Raw genomic sequence first — 16,337 nt, 5'->3', positions numbered from 1 at the left:
AAATTATAGTTTGATTTCGATATCTACACCAGATGGTAAGTCTAAACGCATTAATGAATCTACTGTTTGTGGAGTAGGACTCACGATGTCGATTAGACGTTTGTGCGTGCGCATTTCGAATTGCTCACGAGAATCTTTGTACTTATGAACAGCACGAAGAATTGTGTAAACAGTTTTTTCAGTTGGTAATGGGATCGGACCAGAAACTGTTGCCCCAGAACGCTTAGCTGTTTCTACAATTTTCTCAGCTGACTGATCAAGAATACGGTGATCGTAAGCTTTTAAACGGATACGAATTTTTTCTTTTGCCATTATTTTCCCTCCTTCGTTCGCCTATTTCTAAAATAGACCTTCTCCATGGAAATTTCCCCACACCATGCCATGGCAAAGCGGCCGGGTGTGTCAGCAACCTTCCACTTCATCGCAGTCAAAGACCAACATTGTCTATTATACAATGTTATTCGTCTAGATGCAAGCATCTTTTTGTTTGCATCTGCTTTTCTCTACTTTTGCTATTATACATGGCACTTTAAAGAATTTCAAGTTTTCATCTAACAGAATTCATTTTACAGTTTCTGGATTATCTTTTGTCGTTTTTATAATACTATAGAAGAAACTCGTCAAAACAAAAAACACCCTCTTCTTCCTTATATAAACGCAAACAAAAAACCTAAGGGAAAATCCCTTAGGTTTTTTTATATCAGTTAAGATTACTCAACGATAGTAGCAACTACACCGTAACCTACTGTACGTCCACCTTCACGAATAGAGAATTTAGTTCCCTCTTCGATAGCGATTGGAGCGATAAGTTCGATAGTCATTTCGATGTTGTCACCAGGCATTACCATTTCAGTACCTTCTGGTAATTGGATGATACCAGTTACGTCAGTTGTACGGAAGTAGAACTGAGGACGGTAGTTAGCGAAGAATGGAGTGTGACGTCCACCTTCTTCTTTAGATAATACGAAAACTTCAGCTTTGAATTTAGCGTGAGCTTTTACAGAACCGCTTTTTGCAAGTACTTGTCCACGTTGGATGTCTTCACGAGCAACCCCACGAAGTAAAGCACCGATGTTGTCTCCAGCTTGAGCTTGGTCAAGAAGTTTACGGAACATCTCTACACCAGTTACAGTTGTAGAAGCATTTTCTTCAGCAAGACCGATGATTTCTACTACGTCACCAACTTTAACGATACCGCGCTCAACACGACCAGTAGCAACTGTACCACGACCTGTGATAGAGAATACGTCCTCTACAGGCATTAAGAATGGTTTGTCAGTTTCACGTTCTGGAGTTGGGATGTAAGCATCAACTTCAGCCATTAATTCAATGATTTTTGCTTCCCAATCAGCTTCTCCTTGAAGAGCTTTAAGAGCAGAACCTTTGATTACAGGAATGTCGTCGCCTGGGAATCCGTATTCAGATAATAGGTCGCGAACTTCCATTTCTACTAATTCTAATAATTCTTCGTCATCTACCATGTCGCATTTGTTTAAGAATACAACGATGTAAGGAACACCTACTTGACGAGAAAGAAGGATGTGCTCACGTGTTTGAGGCATTGGGCCATCAGCAGCAGATACTACTAAGATACCGCCGTCCATTTGAGCAGCACCAGTGATCATGTTTTTAACATAGTCAGCGTGACCTGGGCAGTCAACGTGTGCATAGTGACGAGTTTCAGTTTCGTACTCAACGTGTGCAGTTGAGATTGTGATACCGCGCTCTCTTTCTTCTGGAGCAGCATCGATTTGATCGTATCCGCGTGCTTCAGCACCACCAGCTTTTGCAAGAACTGTAGTGATCGCAGCAGTTAATGTAGTTTTACCATGGTCAACGTGGCCGATTGTACCGATGTTAACATGGGGTTTAGAACGTTCGAATTTAGCTTTAGCCATTCTAAATTCCTCCTTAGTTTATATAGGTTATTTTATATTTAGACTAGAAAGTGAAACTTACGTCCCACTTTCTAAGCTTACATAAGTAGTTATACTTGAACAATCGATAAAAATCAATTATTCACCTTTATTTTTTTTGATAATTTCTTCAGAAACAGACTTTGGTACTTCTTCATAGTGGTCAAACACCATAGAGAATGTTCCGCGTCCTTGAGTGTTAGAACGTAATGACGTTGCATAACCGAACATTTCAGAAAGTGGAACCATAGCGCGAACAACTTGTGCGTTACCGCGAGCTTCCATACCTTCTACACGTCCACGACGAGATGTTACGTCACCCATAATGTCACCCATGTACTCTTCAGGAATTACAACTTCAACTTTCATCATTGGCTCAAGAATTACTGGGCTACATTTAGAAACCGCAGCTTTAAGTGCCATAGATGCAGCGATTTTGAACGCCATCTCCGATGAATCGACATCATGGTAAGATCCGTCAACTAATGCAGCTTTAATGTCAACTAGTGGATAACCAGCTAGTACACCATTTTTAAGTGCATCTTCAAGACCTGCTCCAACAGCTGGGATGTATTCACGAGGAACTACACCACCGACGATCTTGTTTTCGAATTCGAATCCTTTACCTTCTTCGTTAGGTTCAAACTCAATCCAAACGTGACCGAATTGTCCACGACCACCAGATTGACGAGCGAACTTACCTTCAACTTTCGCAGCAGCGCGGAAAGTCTCACGGTATGCTACCTGAGGAGCACCAACGTTTGCTTCCACTTTGAATTCACGGCGCATACGGTCAACGATGATATCAAGGTGAAGTTCACCCATACCAGCGATGATAGTTTGGCCAGTTTCTTGGTCAGTGTGAGCACGGAATGTTGGATCTTCTTCAGAAAGCTTAGATAATGCTGTACCCATTTTATCTTGGTCAGCTTTAGATTTTGGTTCGATAGCTACAGAGATAACTGGCTCTGGGAATTCCATAGACTCAAGGATAACAAGGCTCTTCTCGTCACAAAGAGTATCACCAGTAGTAGTATCTTTTAAACCTACAGCAGCAGCGATATCACCAGCGTAAACTGTTGAAATCTCTTCACGGCTGTTAGCGTGCATTTGTAGGATACGACCTACACGCTCACGCTTACCTTTAGTTGAGTTTTTCACGTATGATCCAGAGTTTAACACACCAGAGTACACACGGAAGAACGTTAACTTACCAACATAAGGGTCAGTCATGATTTTGAATGCTAAAGCTGCGAATGGTTCTTCATCGCTAGACTTACGTTCTACTTCTTCATCTGTATCCGGTAGAGTACCTTTAATAGCAGGTACATCTAGTGGAGATGGAAGGTAGTCGATAACTGCGTCTAACAGAATTTGAACACCTTTGTTTTTGAATGCAGAACCACAGATTACTGGGAAGAATTCTACAGAAGTTGTAGCCTTACGGATACCAGCTTTAAGCTCTTCTACAGTGATTTCTTCACCTTCTAGGTACTTCATCATCATTTCTTCATCAAGCTCAGCTACCGCTTCAATAAGTTTTCCACGGTATTCTTCAGCTAATTCTTTGTGCTCTTCAGGAATTTCAACACGTTGAATGTCTGTTCCTAAATCGTTACCGTACATGTAAGCACACTCTTCAACAAGGTCAATGATACCATTGAACTCATCTTCAGCACCGATTGGTAACTGAATTGGATGTGCGTTTGCTTGTAAACGATCGTGGATTGTTCCTACAGAGTATAAGAAATCTGCACCGATCTTATCCATTTTGTTAACGAATACGATACGAGGTACGCCGTAAGTAGTAGCCTGACGCCAAACAGTTTCTGTTTGTGGTTCTACACCAGATTGCGCATCAAGTACTGCTACAGCGCCATCAAGTACGCGTAAAGAACGTTCTACTTCTACTGTGAAATCTACGTGTCCTGGAGTATCAATGATGTTTACACGATGACCTTTCCATTGTGCTGTAGTTGCAGCAGAAGTAATTGTGATACCACGCTCTTGCTCTTGCTCCATCCAGTCCATCTGAGATGCACCTTCGTGAGTTTCACCGATTTTATGAATACGTCCTGTGTAGTACAGAATACGCTCAGTTGCTGTTGTTTTACCAGCATCGATGTGAGCCATGATACCAATATTACGAGTGTTTTCTAAAGAGAACTCTCTTGCCATTTGGTGTCTTGCTCCTTCCATATATGGATTGGATTTTTTTATTTTAAGTAGCAAAAAAGCCACTTTATATTGTTACACATGTCAGTATGTCCAGTACTCTCATTATGTAAAACGAGCGCCCGATGAAAGGGAGAGGCATTCTCCCTCTCCACACTTCCATAAGCGACAAATAAAGCGGTTTATGCTTACATTTATTTTACGTTGAATCCTACCAACGGTAATGAGCAAATGCTTTGTTAGCTTCTGCCATTTTATGAGTGTCTTCACGTTTCTTAACAGATGCACCAGCGTTGTTAGCTGCATCTAAGATTTCGTTAGCAAGACGCTCTTCCATAGTTTTTTCACCACGAAGACGAGCGTAGTTTACTAACCAACGAAGACCTAAAGTTGTACGGCGTTCTGGACGAACCTCAACTGGAACTTGGTAGTTAGCACCACCAACACGACGAGCGCGTACTTCAAGAACAGGCATGATGTTCTTAAGAGCTTGCTCGAATACTTCCATTGGCTCTTTACCAGTACGTTCGTTTACGATATCGAACGCATTATAAAGAATTGTTTGAGATTTACCTTTTTTACCGTCAACCATCATTTTGTTGATAAGGCGTGTTACTAGCTTCGAATTGTACATTGGATCTGGTAACACGTCACGTTTCGCAACAGGTCCTTTACGAGGCATATTGAGTTCCTCCTTTCATTTTAAAGTTATTATTTTTTAGCAGGTTTTGGTCTCTTAGTACCATATTTAGAACGTCCTTGCATACGTTTGTCAACACCAGCTGTGTCAAGCGCACCACGAACGATGTGGTAACGTACCCCCGGTAAATCCTTTACACGACCACCGCGAATTAATACTACGCTATGCTCTTGTAGGTTATGACCGATACCTGGGATGTAAGCTGTAACCTCGATACCGTTTGTTAAACGTACACGAGCGTATTTACGTAACGCTGAGTTAGGTTTCTTTGGAGTCATTGTACCAACACGAGTACATACACCACGTTTTTGAGGTGCAGAGATATCAGTTGATTTTTTCTTTAAAGAGTTAAAACCTTTGTTTAACGCAGGTGATTTAGATTTCCATACTTTATCAGTACGACCATTTCTCACTAATTGGTTAATAGTAGGCATTTGATTATCCTCCCTTCGCATGTTTGTATGACCACATATCCAGGTGGTTCATTATTAGTTGAAAACAAAGTTTTTGCAAGGAAGAGCAAATGCTCTCTCCTCACAAAAACAGTTTTAACTTATTATTCCTATTGCTGAAGCTCCCACTTGAATCCCCGAAGCTTTACCAAGCTTACGAACTGATTCAACTTTTGTTATGGGCACGTTATATTGCATTGCAATACGAATGATAGCATGGGTTAACCGCATGTCAGCATCCTCTGCGATGACAACTTCTTTAACTGTACCATTTTTGATTGCTTCCAATGTGCGTTTATGACCAACGACTACATTTTCAGCAGTTGATACTTTTTGATAAGACATATAAATATCCTCCAAAGCATCGTTCAGGAGCAACCTTGATTATAGTAACATTTTGACTCATACAATGTCAACTAAGATTAATTGTTTTTATACAAAATTTATGACGGAAAATTTTACTGTTCCACATAAACCTCATCGTTTTCTACGTTCATGTCATCTTGTGTTGTTTTTACAAGATCCACTTTGCGATAACGATTCATACCTGTTCCAGCAGGAACAAGTTTACCGATAATAACATTTTCTTTTAATCCTAGAAGTTCATCGCGTTTACCCTTAATTGCTGCATCGGTTAAGACACGAGTTGTTTCTTGGAACGATGCTGCAGATAAGAATGAATCTGTTTCAAGTGAAGCTTTTGTAATACCAAGTAGAACAGGTCTAGCTGTTGCTGGTTGCTTACCTTGCAGTAAGACCTTAGCATTCGCATCAGTAAACTGATGGATATCTAGTAATGTTCCTGGTAATACATCTGTTTCACCTGCATCACTTACACGAACTTTACGTAACATTTGACGTACCATTACCTCTACGTGTTTGTCACCAATTTCTACCCCTTGCATACGGTATACTTTTTGAACTTCACGTAATAAGTATTCTTGAACCGCCGTAATGTCCGTTACTTTTAGTAATTCTTTCGGATCAATAGAACCTTCTGTTAACTCTTTACCGTGGCTAATTGGCTGTCCTGGAGTTACTTTCAGACGAGCACCGTAAGGAATAGCATACGTACGAGCTTCAACTTCACCCTGTACAACTACTTCTTGGCGATCTTTAACGTCGTTGATCGCTGCGATAACACCGTCGATTTCACTGATAACTGCCTGACCTTTCGGATTACGAGCTTCGAAGATCTCTTGGATACGAGGTAAACCTTGAGTAATATCATCTCCGGCAACCCCACCTGTATGGAATGTACGCATCGTTAACTGTGTACCTGGCTCACCGATAGATTGAGCTGCGATAATACCTACCGCTTCTCCTACTTCTACGTCTGTTCCAGTTGCTAAGTTACGACCGTAACACTTCTTACATACACCGTGGCGAGTGTTACACGTAAACGCTGAACGAATGTTTACAGTTTCAACACCCGAATTTTCAACGATATGAGCGATATCTTCAGTAATTAATTGATTTTCAGCAACTAATACTTCACCTGTTTCAGGATGTTTTACAGTTTTTCTTGCAAAACGTCCAACAAGACGATCATATAATGACTCGATAACTTCATTACCCTCTTTAATCGCACCAATTAATAAACCGCGATCTGTTCCACAATCATCTTCACGAACGATTACATCTTGTGCAACGTCAACAAGACGACGTGTTAAGTAACCAGAATCGGCAGTTTTAAGTGCTGTATCGGCAAGACCTTTACGCGCACCATGCGTAGAGATGAAGTACTCAAGTACTGTTAAACCTTCACGGAAACTCGATTTGATTGGAAGTTCGATGATACGACCAGATGGATTGGCCATAAGACCACGCATACCAGCAAGCTGAGTAAAGTTAGATGCGTTACCACGGGCACCTGAGTCACTCATCATGAAGATTGGGTTGCGTTTATTCAAGGATTTCATCAGTTTTCCTTGGATAACATCTTTTGCATTACTCCAAATAGAGATAACGCGATCGTAACGTTCTTCTTCCGTGATTAAACCGCGACGGAATTGTTTAATTACATTATCTACTTTTGCTTGTGCTTCGTGGAGAATTTCATCTTTTTCGCCTAATACAAGAATGTCAGATACCCCAACTGTAATACCAGCTTTTGTAGAGTACTTGAATCCTAAGTTTTTCATACGGTCAAGCATGCGAGACGTTTCTGTAATTTGGAAACGTTTGAACACTTCCGCAATGATGTTACCAAGGATCTTCTTGCTAAATGGCGCCACTTCTTCGCGACTAGCAATAATTTCTTTAATGTTCGCACCTTTTTCAACGAAATATTTCGCTGGTGTTTCTTTTTCAAGGTTTGAATTTGTTGGTTCATTAATATAAGGGAACGACTCTGGTAAGATTTCGTTAAATATTAATTTACCAACTGTTGTTAATAGAAGCATACTCTTTTGCTCTTCAGTAAATGTTGCGTTGTTTACTGCACTTGCAGCTACTGCAACACGTGTATGAAGATGAACATATCCATTTTGATATGCAAGCAATGCTTCGTTTGCATCTTTGAAGACCATACCTTCACCGATTGCACCTTCACGCTCAAGTGTTAAGTAATAGTTACCTAATACCATATCCTGAGATGGAGTAACAACTGGTTTACCGTCTTTCGGGTTCAAGATGTTTTGTGCCGCTAACATAAGAAGACGAGCTTCAGCTTGAGCTTCTGATGATAAAGGTACGTGAACGGCCATTTGGTCACCGTCAAAGTCCGCGTTGTATGCAGTACATACAAGTGGGTGAAGACGGATTGCGCGACCTTCTACTAATGTAGGTTCAAACGCCTGGATACCAAGACGGTGAAGTGTTGGTGCGCGGTTTAGAAGTACTGGATGTTCTTTAATCACAGACTCTAAAACGTCCCAAACTTCAGGTTGTACACGCTCGATTTTACGTTTCGCACTCTTAATGTTATGTGCTAATCCTTTTTCAACTAACTCTTTCATTACGAAAGGTTTGAACAGTTCAAGCGCCATTTCTTTTGGCAATCCACATTGATACATCTTTAAGTTCGGTCCTACAACGATTACAGAACGACCAGAGTAGTCAACACGTTTACCTAATAAGTTTTGACGGAAACGTCCTTGTTTACCTTTAAGCATGTGAGATAGTGATTTTAATGGACGGTTACCTGGCCCAGTAACTGGACGGCCACGACGACCATTATCGATTAATGCGTCTACAGCTTCTTGTAACATACGTTTTTCGTTTTGAACAATGATGCTTGGTGCACCTAAGTCCAATAGACGTTTTAAACGGTTGTTACGGTTAATTACACGACGGTATAAGTCGTTTAAGTCAGAAGTAGCAAAACGTCCACCGTCTAACTGTACCATTGGGCGTAGTTCTGGTGGGATTACTGGTAGAACATCTAAGATCATCCAAGACGGTTCATTTCCAGAGTTACGGAATGCTTCTAATACTTCTAGACGTTTAATAGCACGAGTACGGCGTTGTCCTTGTGCTGTTTTTAATTCTTCTTTTAAGAAGTCTACTTCTTTATCTAAATCGATGTCTTGTAGTAGCTTTTTAATTGCTTCTGCACCCATAGCAGCTTGGAATGTGCTACCATATCGATCACGATATGCACGGTATTCTTTTTCAGAAAGTAATTGCTTCTTATCAAGTGGTGTATCTCCACTTTCTGTTACAACATAAGAAGCGAAATAAATTACTTCTTCAAGCGCGCGAGGGGACATGTCTAAGACAAGTCCCATGCGGCTCGGGATACCTTTGAAATACCAAATATGAGATACAGGAGCAGCTAATTCGATATGACCCATACGTTCACGACGTACTTTTGCACGCGTTACTTCAACGCCACATCGATCACAAACTACACCTTTATAACGTACACGTTTGTATTTTCCGCAATGACATTCCCAGTCCTTTTGTGGTCCGAAAATACGCTCACAGAATAAGCCATCTTTTTCAGGCTTTAACGTACGATAGTTAATAGTTTCTGGTTTCTTAACTTCACCGTATGACCAAGAACGAATCTTGTCAGGTGAAGCAAGTCCAATCTTCATATATTCAAAGTTATTTACATCTATCAAGGGGCCTACCTCCCTTTTAGTCTACAGGTTATCCCAATTATTCCTTAGTTGTCTCAACTTCGACATTCAATTTATCTGCTGATTGATGATCATCGTCATCTTCTGTATCACGCATTTCAATTTCTGTATCGTCGCTAGACATCATTTTAACGTCCATACCTAAACTTTGCAGCTCTTTAATCAATACTTTGAATGATTCAGGAACGCCTGGTTCTGGAACATTTTCGCCTTTAACAATTGCTTCATAAGTCTTAACACGTCCAACAACATCATCAGACTTCACTGTTAAGATTTCTTGAAGAGTATAAGCAGCACCGTAAGCTTCAAGTGCCCAAACCTCCATCTCACCGAAACGCTGTCCACCGAACTGAGCTTTACCTCCAAGAGGTTGCTGCGTTACAAGTGAGTATGGTCCAGTAGAACGAGCATGAAGTTTATCGTCAACCATGTGCGCAAGTTTGATCATATACATGACACCAACAGATACGCGGTTATCGAATGGTTCACCAGTACGTCCGTCATACAGGATTGTTTTCGCGTCATTTGCCATACCAGCTTCTTCAATTGTGCCCCAAACATCTTCCTCACGAGCACCATCGAATACTGGTGTTGCAATGTGAATGCCAAGGTATCTTGCTGCCATACCAAGATGAAGCTCTAATACCTGACCGATATTCATACGAGATGGTACCCCTAATGGGTTTAACATGATATCGATTGGCGTACCGTCTGGTAGGTAAGGCATATCTTCTTCTGGTAAAATACGAGAAATAACACCTTTGTTACCGTGACGTCCGGCCATCTTGTCACCTTCAGAAATTTTACGTTTTTGAACGATATATGCACGTACAAGTTGATTCACGCCTGGTGGCAATTCATCGCCATCTTCACGGTTGAATACTTTTACGTCTAAGATAATACCGCCACCACCGTGTGGTACACGTAGTGATGTATCACGTACTTCACGCGCTTTTTCTCCAAAGATAGCATGTAATAGACGTTCTTCAGCTGTTAATTCTGTTACACCTTTAGGTGTTACTTTACCAACAAGTAAATCTCCATCTTTTACTTCAGCACCAACGCGAATGATACCGCGCTCGTCAAGGTTACGTAATGCGTCTTCCCCAACGTTTGGAATGTCACGTGTAATTTCTTCTGGTCCAAGCTTCGTATCACGAGCTTCTGATTCATATTCTTCAATATGAATAGAAGTGTACACATCATCTTTTACAAGGCGCTCACTCATGATGATCGCATCCTCGTAGTTATAACCGTCCCAAGTCATGAAGCCAACAAGCACGTTACGTCCAAGTGCTAGTTCACCTAATTCCATAGAAGGACCATCCGCAAGGATTTCACCTTTTACAACTTCATTTCCAACACTTACGATTGGACGTTGGTTGTAACAAGTTCCTTGGTTAGAACGAATGAATTTTTGCATTTTGTAGCGATCTAAGTCGCCTTTTACTATTTGACCGTCAACTTCTACATAGCGACGTACCCAAACTTCACGTGCTTCTACGCGCTCAACAACACCAGGATGTTTACAGATTACTGCAGCACCTGAGTCTTTTGCTGATACGTACTCCATACCTGTACCTACAATCGGAGATTCCGGATTCATTAACGGAACCGCCTGACGTTGCATGTTCGCTCCCATAAGTGCGCGGTTAGAGTCATCGTTTTCTAAGAACGGAATACAAGCTGTCGCTGCCGACACTACTTGTTTTGGAGATACATCCATGTAGTCGATGCGTTCTCTATTTGTGACAATGTTTTCACCACGGAAACGAGCTACGATATCTTCACTTAGGAATTCACCTTCGTCAGATAATTTCATATTCGCTTGGGCTACAACATAGTTATCTTCTTCATCTGCTGTTAAGTAATCAACATGCCCTGTTACAAGACCAGTTTCTGGGTCAACACGACGGTATGGTGTTTCAATGAAACCAAACTCATTTACTTTCGCGAACGAAGATAATGAGTTAATCAAACCGATGTTTGGTCCCTCTGGTGTTTCAATCGGACACATACGACCGTAGTGAGAGTAATGAACGTCACGCACTTCAAAGCCTGCGCGCTCACGCGTTAAACCACCAGGTCCTAATGCAGATAGTCTTCGTTTGTGAGTTAACTCTGCTAATGGGTTTGTTTGGTCCATAAACTGAGATAACTGAGAACTTCCGAAGAACTCTTTAATAGATGCAATAACAGGACGAATATTAATTAGTGCCTGTGGTGTAATTGCATTTGTATCTTGGATCGACATTCTCTCACGAACAACACGTTCCATACGAGAAAGACCGATACGGAATTGATTTTGTAACAGTTCTCCAACAGAACGCAGACGACGGTTTCCTAAATGGTCAATATCATCTGTATCCCCTACTTTGTATAGTAGGTTGAAGAAGTAACTGATAGAAGCAAGGATATCACCTGGTGTGATGTGTTTCACATCACGAGTAATGTTTGCATTACCAATTACATTAATTACGCGTTCGCCTTCCGACTCAGGAGCATAAATCTTAATAGATTGCAGCTCAACATCGCCTTCTACCACTCCACCCATTGGTTTCGCTGTTTTGAATCCAATGTTTTTCTCTAAGTAAGGTAAAATGCGATCAAGTGTACGACGATCTAAGATTGTTCCTTCTGCCGCTAAAATTTCACCAGTTTCTGGATCCACTAATGTTTCAGCTAAACGTTGATTAAACAATCTGTTTTTAATGTGTAACTTCTTGTTGATCTTATAGCGACCTACATTTGCTAAATCGTAGCGCTTTGGATCAAAGAAACGAGACACAAGTAAGCTCTTAGCATTTTCTACTGTTGGTGGTTCACCAGGACGTAGACGCTCATAAATTTCAAGCAATGCTTTTTCTGTGCTATCTGTGTTGTCTTTTTCTAATGTGTTGCTTAAGTATTCGTTATCACCTAAAAGCTCGGTGATTTCTTGATCAGAGCCAAACCCTAATGCGCGTAACAAAACAGTTACAGGAAGTTTACGCGTACGGTCAATACGCACATATACAACATCCTTAGCATCTGTCTCATACTCTAACCAAGCTCCGCGGTTTGGAATTACAGTAGCAGTAAAACCACGTTTTCCGTTTTTATCCACTTTGCCACTATAGTATACGCTTGGAGAGCGAACTAACTGGGAAACGATAACACGTTCTGCACCGTTAATTACGAATGTTCCAGTCTCTGTCATGAGTGGGAAATCTCCCATGAACACATCTTGTTCTTTTACTTCACCAGTTTCCTTGTTGATTAGACGCACTTTTACACGAAGTGGTGCTGCATACGTCACATCACGCTCTTTGCATTCGTCTACAGAGTATTTAGGTTCACCTAAGCTGTAGTCGATAAATTCAAGCGATAGATTTCCCGTAAAGTCTTCAATCGGAGAAATGTCTTGGAACATTTCTCGCAAACCCTCATCAAGAAACCACTGATAAGAAGAGGTTTGAATTTCGATAAGATTTGGTAACTCTAATACTTCACTAATACGGGCATAACTTCTTCGTTGGCGGTGGCGTCCGTATTGAACTAGTTGACCTGTCAACTGCTTCACCCCTCAAATCATGAGTATTATAAATGCACAAAAAAATTTGTGCAAAATCACAAATAAATACAACTACTGCTATTAGCGTAGTCTCTTTCTCTTAAAGATAAATACGTTGAGTCTTTCTACCTGCTCAAAAAAGAAAAATGGCTTCTATAAGAAAACCATCATTCTGTTTCATAATCTGCTGATTTTACTATCTTTTCCAAGAGAAACAAAAATATACATCTTTCTCAACGCAGAAAATCATATATTGGCATTGTATAATGTTAACATAGCCAAAAATAACCGTCAACGTTTTTTTGATTTTATGATATAATATCCTTTTTTCTTTTCTACAACCTCAACCTCAGAAAATACTTCTTCTAGTTTTTTTAGCGCAGACGGTGCACCTTGTTTCTTTTGAATAACAATCCAAAGTTCTCCACCTGGAACTAAATACTCCACAGCTTTTTCTAAAATCTCATGTACGATATCTTTACCCGCACGAATTGGAGGGTTAGATAGAATAGCAGCATACTTACCATCTACATTTTCATAGACGCTACTTTGAAAAATACGTATATTCTCGATTTTGTTATTAGCGGCATTTTCTTTCGCAAGCCCAAGTGCCCTCTCATTCACATCCACCATGTGAACTTCACGACCTTGAAACTCTTTCGCTAACGACAAACCAATAGGACCGTATCCGCAACCTACGTCTAATATATTACCTTTAATATCTGGCATTTGAAACGCTTCAATTAAAAGACGGGAACCAAAGTCCACTTCGTTTTTCGAGAACACCCCATGGTCAGATAAGAAAGTAAATCGAGATCCACGAAGGACAAACTCCCATCGCTTACGATCACTTTTACTAGAAGGGTCGTTAGAAAAATAATGGTCTGCCATATGGCCACCTCTTTTCTTTACAGTTAAAAAAAAAGCTCGCATGAGAGCGAGCTTTTTTTAAAGCATCAAAAGTTAATTACTTAACTTCTACAGCAGCGCCAACTTCTTCAAGTTTAGCTTTGATTTCTTCAGCTTCTTCTTTAGCAGCAGCTTCTTTGATTACTTTTGGAGTGTTGTCAACTAATTCTTTAGCTTCTTTTAAGCCAAGACCAGTGATTTCACGAACAACTTTGATAACTTTGATTTTTTGTGCACCAGCGCTAGTTAGTTCCACATCAAATTCAGTTTTCTCAGCAGCAGCTTCTCCAGCGCCACCAGCAACAGCTACAGGAGCAGCAGCAGTTACGCCGAATTCTTCCTCGATAGCTTTTACTAAGTCGTTAAGTTCTAATACAGTCATAGATTTAACTGCTTCAATGATTTGTTCTTTAGTCATTGTAAATATCCTCCCTTAAATAGGTTTGTATTGTTTTATCGATAATACGTAATTATCTTTTAAAAAATTAAGCGCCTTGCTCTTCCTTTTGGTCTGCAACTGCTTTAGTAGCAAGTGCAAGGTTACGGATTGGAGCTTGAAGAACGCTAAGAAGCATAGAAAGTAAGCCTTCACGTGATGGAAGAGTAGCAATTGCTTTAACCTCATCAAGTGTTACAAGTTTACCTTCGATTACGCCCGCTTTAATTTCTAAAGCTTCATGATCTTTAGCGAAGTCGTTTAATACTTTCGCAGGAGCAACTACATCCTCGTTACTGAACGCGATTGCGTTTGGTCCTGTTAAGAATTCATTTAACTCAGCCATTTCAGCAGATTCTGCAGCACGACGAGTTAGAGAGTTTTTGTAAACTTTGAACTCAACGCCAGCTTCACGTAATTGCTTACGTAATTCTGTTGCTTCAGAAACTGTTAAACCACGGTAGTCAACAACGATTGTAGATTTACTAGCGCGAAGTTTGTCCGCGATTTCAGTTACAACTTGTTGTTTAGTTTCGATTACTTTGCTCATGTTATTACACCTCCTGTAGATTATATAGAAGATGTACCGAAAGTGCACTAAAAACCTCCATGCCCAACTTGTAGACATGGAGGCATATAGTCACAGAAAAAAGATTCCGCTTCGTATATTAACACCTAGGTAGGAAATTAAGTCTATTGACACCTACTGTCTACGGTACACTAATTAAATTCACAACATAAATGATTATATTAAAACTTCTTTATGAAGTCAACTTCCAAAATTTACGCTAATGTAGAAACGTCTACACGTACGCCAGGTCCCATTGTAGAAGCAACTGTTACGTTCTTCATGTAAGTACCTTTTGCAGCAGCTGGCTTAACTTTTTGTAAAGTGTCAGCAATTGTTTTGAAGTTTTCTACTAATTTAGCATCTTCGAAAGATACTTTACCGATTGGAACGTGGATGTTACCAGCTTTATCAACGCGGTATTCAACTTTACCAGCTTTGATTTCGTTAACAGCTTTAGTTACATCGAAAGTAACTGTTCCAGTTTTAGGGTTTGGCATTAAACCTTTAGGTCCTAATACGCGACCAAGTTTACCAACTTCACCCATCATGTCAGGAGTTGCTACTACTACATCGAAATCGAACCAACCTTGTTGGATTTTACCGATGTAATCAGTATCGCCTACGAAGTCAGCTCCAGCAGCTTCAGCTTCTTTAGCTTTTTCACCTTTAGCAAATACTAATACACGTTGTACTTTACCAGTACCGTGTGGAAGAACAACTGCACCACGGATTTGTTGGTCAGCTTTCTTAGGGTCAACACCTAAACGGAATGCAGCTTCTACAGTTGCATCAAATTTAGCTGTGTTTGTTTTCTTTACTAATTCTACTGCTTCTGTCGCAGAGTAAGCAGCTGCACGATCAACAAGCTTTGCAGCTTCTACGTACTTTTTACCTCTTTTAGCCATTTTTATTTCCTCCTCGAATGTGGTTTTAGCGGAATAACCTCCCACGTTTACGCCTGTTTTCAGGTATAACCTGAGGATGAGCGCCATCCATTTATTTAAAAACGATAATCATTTACGATAATAAAGGTTGCGAATTGGAATTCCAGACCCGCAACCTTTTTTAAAAACAAATCGAATTAGTCTTCGATAACGATGCCCATACTGCGTGCAGTACCTTCAACCATACGCATTGCAGCTTCTACGCTAGCAGCGTTTAGGTCAGGCATTTTAGTTTCAGCGATTTCGCGTACTTTATCACGCTTAACAGTTGCCACTTTATTACGGTTTGGTTCACCAGAACCAGACTCAATACCAGCTACTTTCTTAAGAAGAACAGCAGCAGGAGGAGTTTTAGTAATGAAAGTGAATGAACGGTCCTCAAATACCGTAATTTCAACAGGGATGATAAGACCAGCTTGATCTGCTGTACGAGCGTTAAACTCTTTACAGAAGCCCATGATGTTAACACCTGCTTGTCCTAATGCTGGACCAACTGGTGGAGCTGGGTTAGCTTTACCTGCAGGAATTTGAAGCTTTACCATTTTAATTACCTTTTTAGCCACGAGACACACCTCCTTAAGTCCGTGATGTGG

Annotated in this window: 13 protein-coding genes and 1 other annotated feature; all 13 genes read right to left on the bottom strand. The window is 40.5% G+C overall.

Going from position 1 to position 16,337, the window contains the following annotated elements; all coding sequences use genetic code 11:
• Nucleotides 1-3: 3 nt before the first annotated feature.
• The 13 genes from rpsJ to rplK all read right to left on the bottom strand — a co-directional run bounded on the left by rpsJ (nucleotide 4) and on the right by rplK (nucleotide 16,307).
• Entirely contained in the window at nucleotides 4-312 is a 309-nt protein-coding gene (gene rpsJ, locus ACTL4X_RS00665; protein ID WP_001040596.1) for a 30S ribosomal protein S10, read from the bottom strand.
• A gap of 398 nt (nucleotides 313-710) precedes the next feature.
• Nucleotides 711-1,898 carry an elongation factor Tu gene (gene tuf / locus ACTL4X_RS00660; protein WP_001029614.1) on the bottom strand — a complete coding sequence of 396 codons (1,188 nt, stop codon included), beginning with the start codon at nucleotides 1,896-1,898 and terminating at the stop codon, nucleotides 711-713.
• A 117-nt stretch (nucleotides 1,899-2,015) separates the two neighbouring features.
• Nucleotides 2,016-4,094: an elongation factor G gene (gene fusA, locus ACTL4X_RS00655; RefSeq protein ID WP_000090370.1), complete on the bottom strand. Its 2,079-nt coding sequence runs from the start codon at nucleotides 4,092-4,094 to the stop codon at nucleotides 2,016-2,018.
• A 208-nt stretch (nucleotides 4,095-4,302) separates the two neighbouring features.
• On the bottom strand, nucleotides 4,303-4,773 hold the full coding sequence (gene rpsG / locus ACTL4X_RS00650) for a 30S ribosomal protein S7 (protein ID WP_001137491.1): 471 nt from the start codon (nucleotides 4,771-4,773) through the stop codon (nucleotides 4,303-4,305).
• A 29-nt stretch (nucleotides 4,774-4,802) separates the two neighbouring features.
• Nucleotides 4,803-5,225, bottom strand: a complete 423-nt coding sequence (gene rpsL, locus ACTL4X_RS00645) for a 30S ribosomal protein S12 (protein WP_001142341.1) — start codon at nucleotides 5,223-5,225, stop codon at nucleotides 4,803-4,805.
• 114 nt (nucleotides 5,226-5,339) lie between these two features.
• The gene (locus ACTL4X_RS00640) at nucleotides 5,340-5,588 is read right to left on the bottom strand and encodes a 50S ribosomal protein L7ae-like protein (RefSeq protein WP_000121836.1); all 249 of its coding nucleotides are present in this window, start codon (nucleotides 5,586-5,588) and stop codon (nucleotides 5,340-5,342) included.
• 113 nt (nucleotides 5,589-5,701) lie between these two features.
• Nucleotides 5,702-9,313, bottom strand: a complete 3,612-nt coding sequence (rpoC, locus tag ACTL4X_RS00635; RefSeq protein WP_000567939.1) for a DNA-directed RNA polymerase subunit beta' — start codon at nucleotides 9,311-9,313, stop codon at nucleotides 5,702-5,704.
• Between the two features lie 37 nt (nucleotides 9,314-9,350).
• On the bottom strand, nucleotides 9,351-12,884 hold the full coding sequence (rpoB, locus tag ACTL4X_RS00630; RefSeq protein WP_000147552.1) for a DNA-directed RNA polymerase subunit beta: 3,534 nt from the start codon (nucleotides 12,882-12,884) through the stop codon (nucleotides 9,351-9,353).
• 291 nt (nucleotides 12,885-13,175) lie between these two features.
• A complete protein-coding gene (locus tag ACTL4X_RS00625) occupies nucleotides 13,176-13,775 on the bottom strand; it encodes a class I SAM-dependent methyltransferase (protein WP_000763289.1) in 600 nt (199 codons plus the stop codon).
• Between the two features lie 76 nt (nucleotides 13,776-13,851).
• Nucleotides 13,852-14,211: a 50S ribosomal protein L7/L12 gene (gene rplL / locus ACTL4X_RS00620; RefSeq protein ID WP_000159736.1), complete on the bottom strand. Its 360-nt coding sequence runs from the start codon at nucleotides 14,209-14,211 to the stop codon at nucleotides 13,852-13,854.
• 67 nt (nucleotides 14,212-14,278) lie between these two features.
• On the bottom strand, nucleotides 14,279-14,779 hold the full coding sequence (rplJ, locus tag ACTL4X_RS00615; protein ID WP_000048716.1) for a 50S ribosomal protein L10: 501 nt from the start codon (nucleotides 14,777-14,779) through the stop codon (nucleotides 14,279-14,281).
• A gap of 39 nt (nucleotides 14,780-14,818) precedes the next feature.
• Nucleotides 14,819-14,963 (bottom strand) — a sequence feature (ribosomal protein L10 leader region).
• A gap of 49 nt (nucleotides 14,964-15,012) precedes the next feature.
• Nucleotides 15,013-15,705, bottom strand: coding sequence for a 50S ribosomal protein L1 (gene rplA / locus ACTL4X_RS00610; RefSeq protein ID WP_001987630.1), 693 nt, complete (start codon nucleotides 15,703-15,705; stop codon nucleotides 15,013-15,015).
• A gap of 176 nt (nucleotides 15,706-15,881) precedes the next feature.
• Nucleotides 15,882-16,307: a 50S ribosomal protein L11 gene (gene rplK, locus ACTL4X_RS00605; RefSeq protein WP_001085872.1), complete on the bottom strand. Its 426-nt coding sequence runs from the start codon at nucleotides 16,305-16,307 to the stop codon at nucleotides 15,882-15,884.
• Nucleotides 16,308-16,337: the final 30 nt, after the last annotated feature.

It is taken from the genome of Bacillus sp. RE35 (genome assembly GCF_052146655.1).
Classification (GTDB): domain Bacteria; phylum Bacillota; class Bacilli; order Bacillales; family Bacillaceae_G; genus Bacillus_A; species Bacillus_A cereus.
This window is presented reverse-complemented; position numbering and strand designations above follow the sequence as displayed.

Coding starts and splice junctions, on each gene's coding strand:
- rpsJ (WP_001040596.1), bottom strand. CDS start 312: ATGGCAAAAGAAAAAATTCGTATCCGTTTAAAAGCTTACGATCACCGT.
- tuf (WP_001029614.1), bottom strand. CDS start 1,898: ATGGCTAAAGCTAAATTCGAACGTTCTAAACCCCATGTTAACATCGGT.
- fusA (WP_000090370.1), bottom strand. CDS start 4,094: ATGGCAAGAGAGTTCTCTTTAGAAAACACTCGTAATATTGGTATCATG.
- rpsG (WP_001137491.1), bottom strand. CDS start 4,773: ATGCCTCGTAAAGGACCTGTTGCGAAACGTGACGTGTTACCAGATCCA.
- rpsL (WP_001142341.1), bottom strand. CDS start 5,225: ATGCCTACTATTAACCAATTAGTGAGAAATGGTCGTACTGATAAAGTA.
- ACTL4X_RS00640 (WP_000121836.1), bottom strand. CDS start 5,588: ATGTCTTATCAAAAAGTATCAACTGCTGAAAATGTAGTCGTTGGTCAT.
- ACTL4X_RS00625 (WP_000763289.1), bottom strand. CDS start 13,775: ATGGCAGACCATTATTTTTCTAACGACCCTTCTAGTAAAAGTGATCGT.
- rplL (WP_000159736.1), bottom strand. CDS start 14,211: ATGACTAAAGAACAAATCATTGAAGCAGTTAAATCTATGACTGTATTA.
- rplJ (WP_000048716.1), bottom strand. CDS start 14,779: ATGAGCAAAGTAATCGAAACTAAACAACAAGTTGTAACTGAAATCGCG.
- rplA (WP_001987630.1), bottom strand. CDS start 15,705: ATGGCTAAAAGAGGTAAAAAGTACGTAGAAGCTGCAAAGCTTGTTGAT.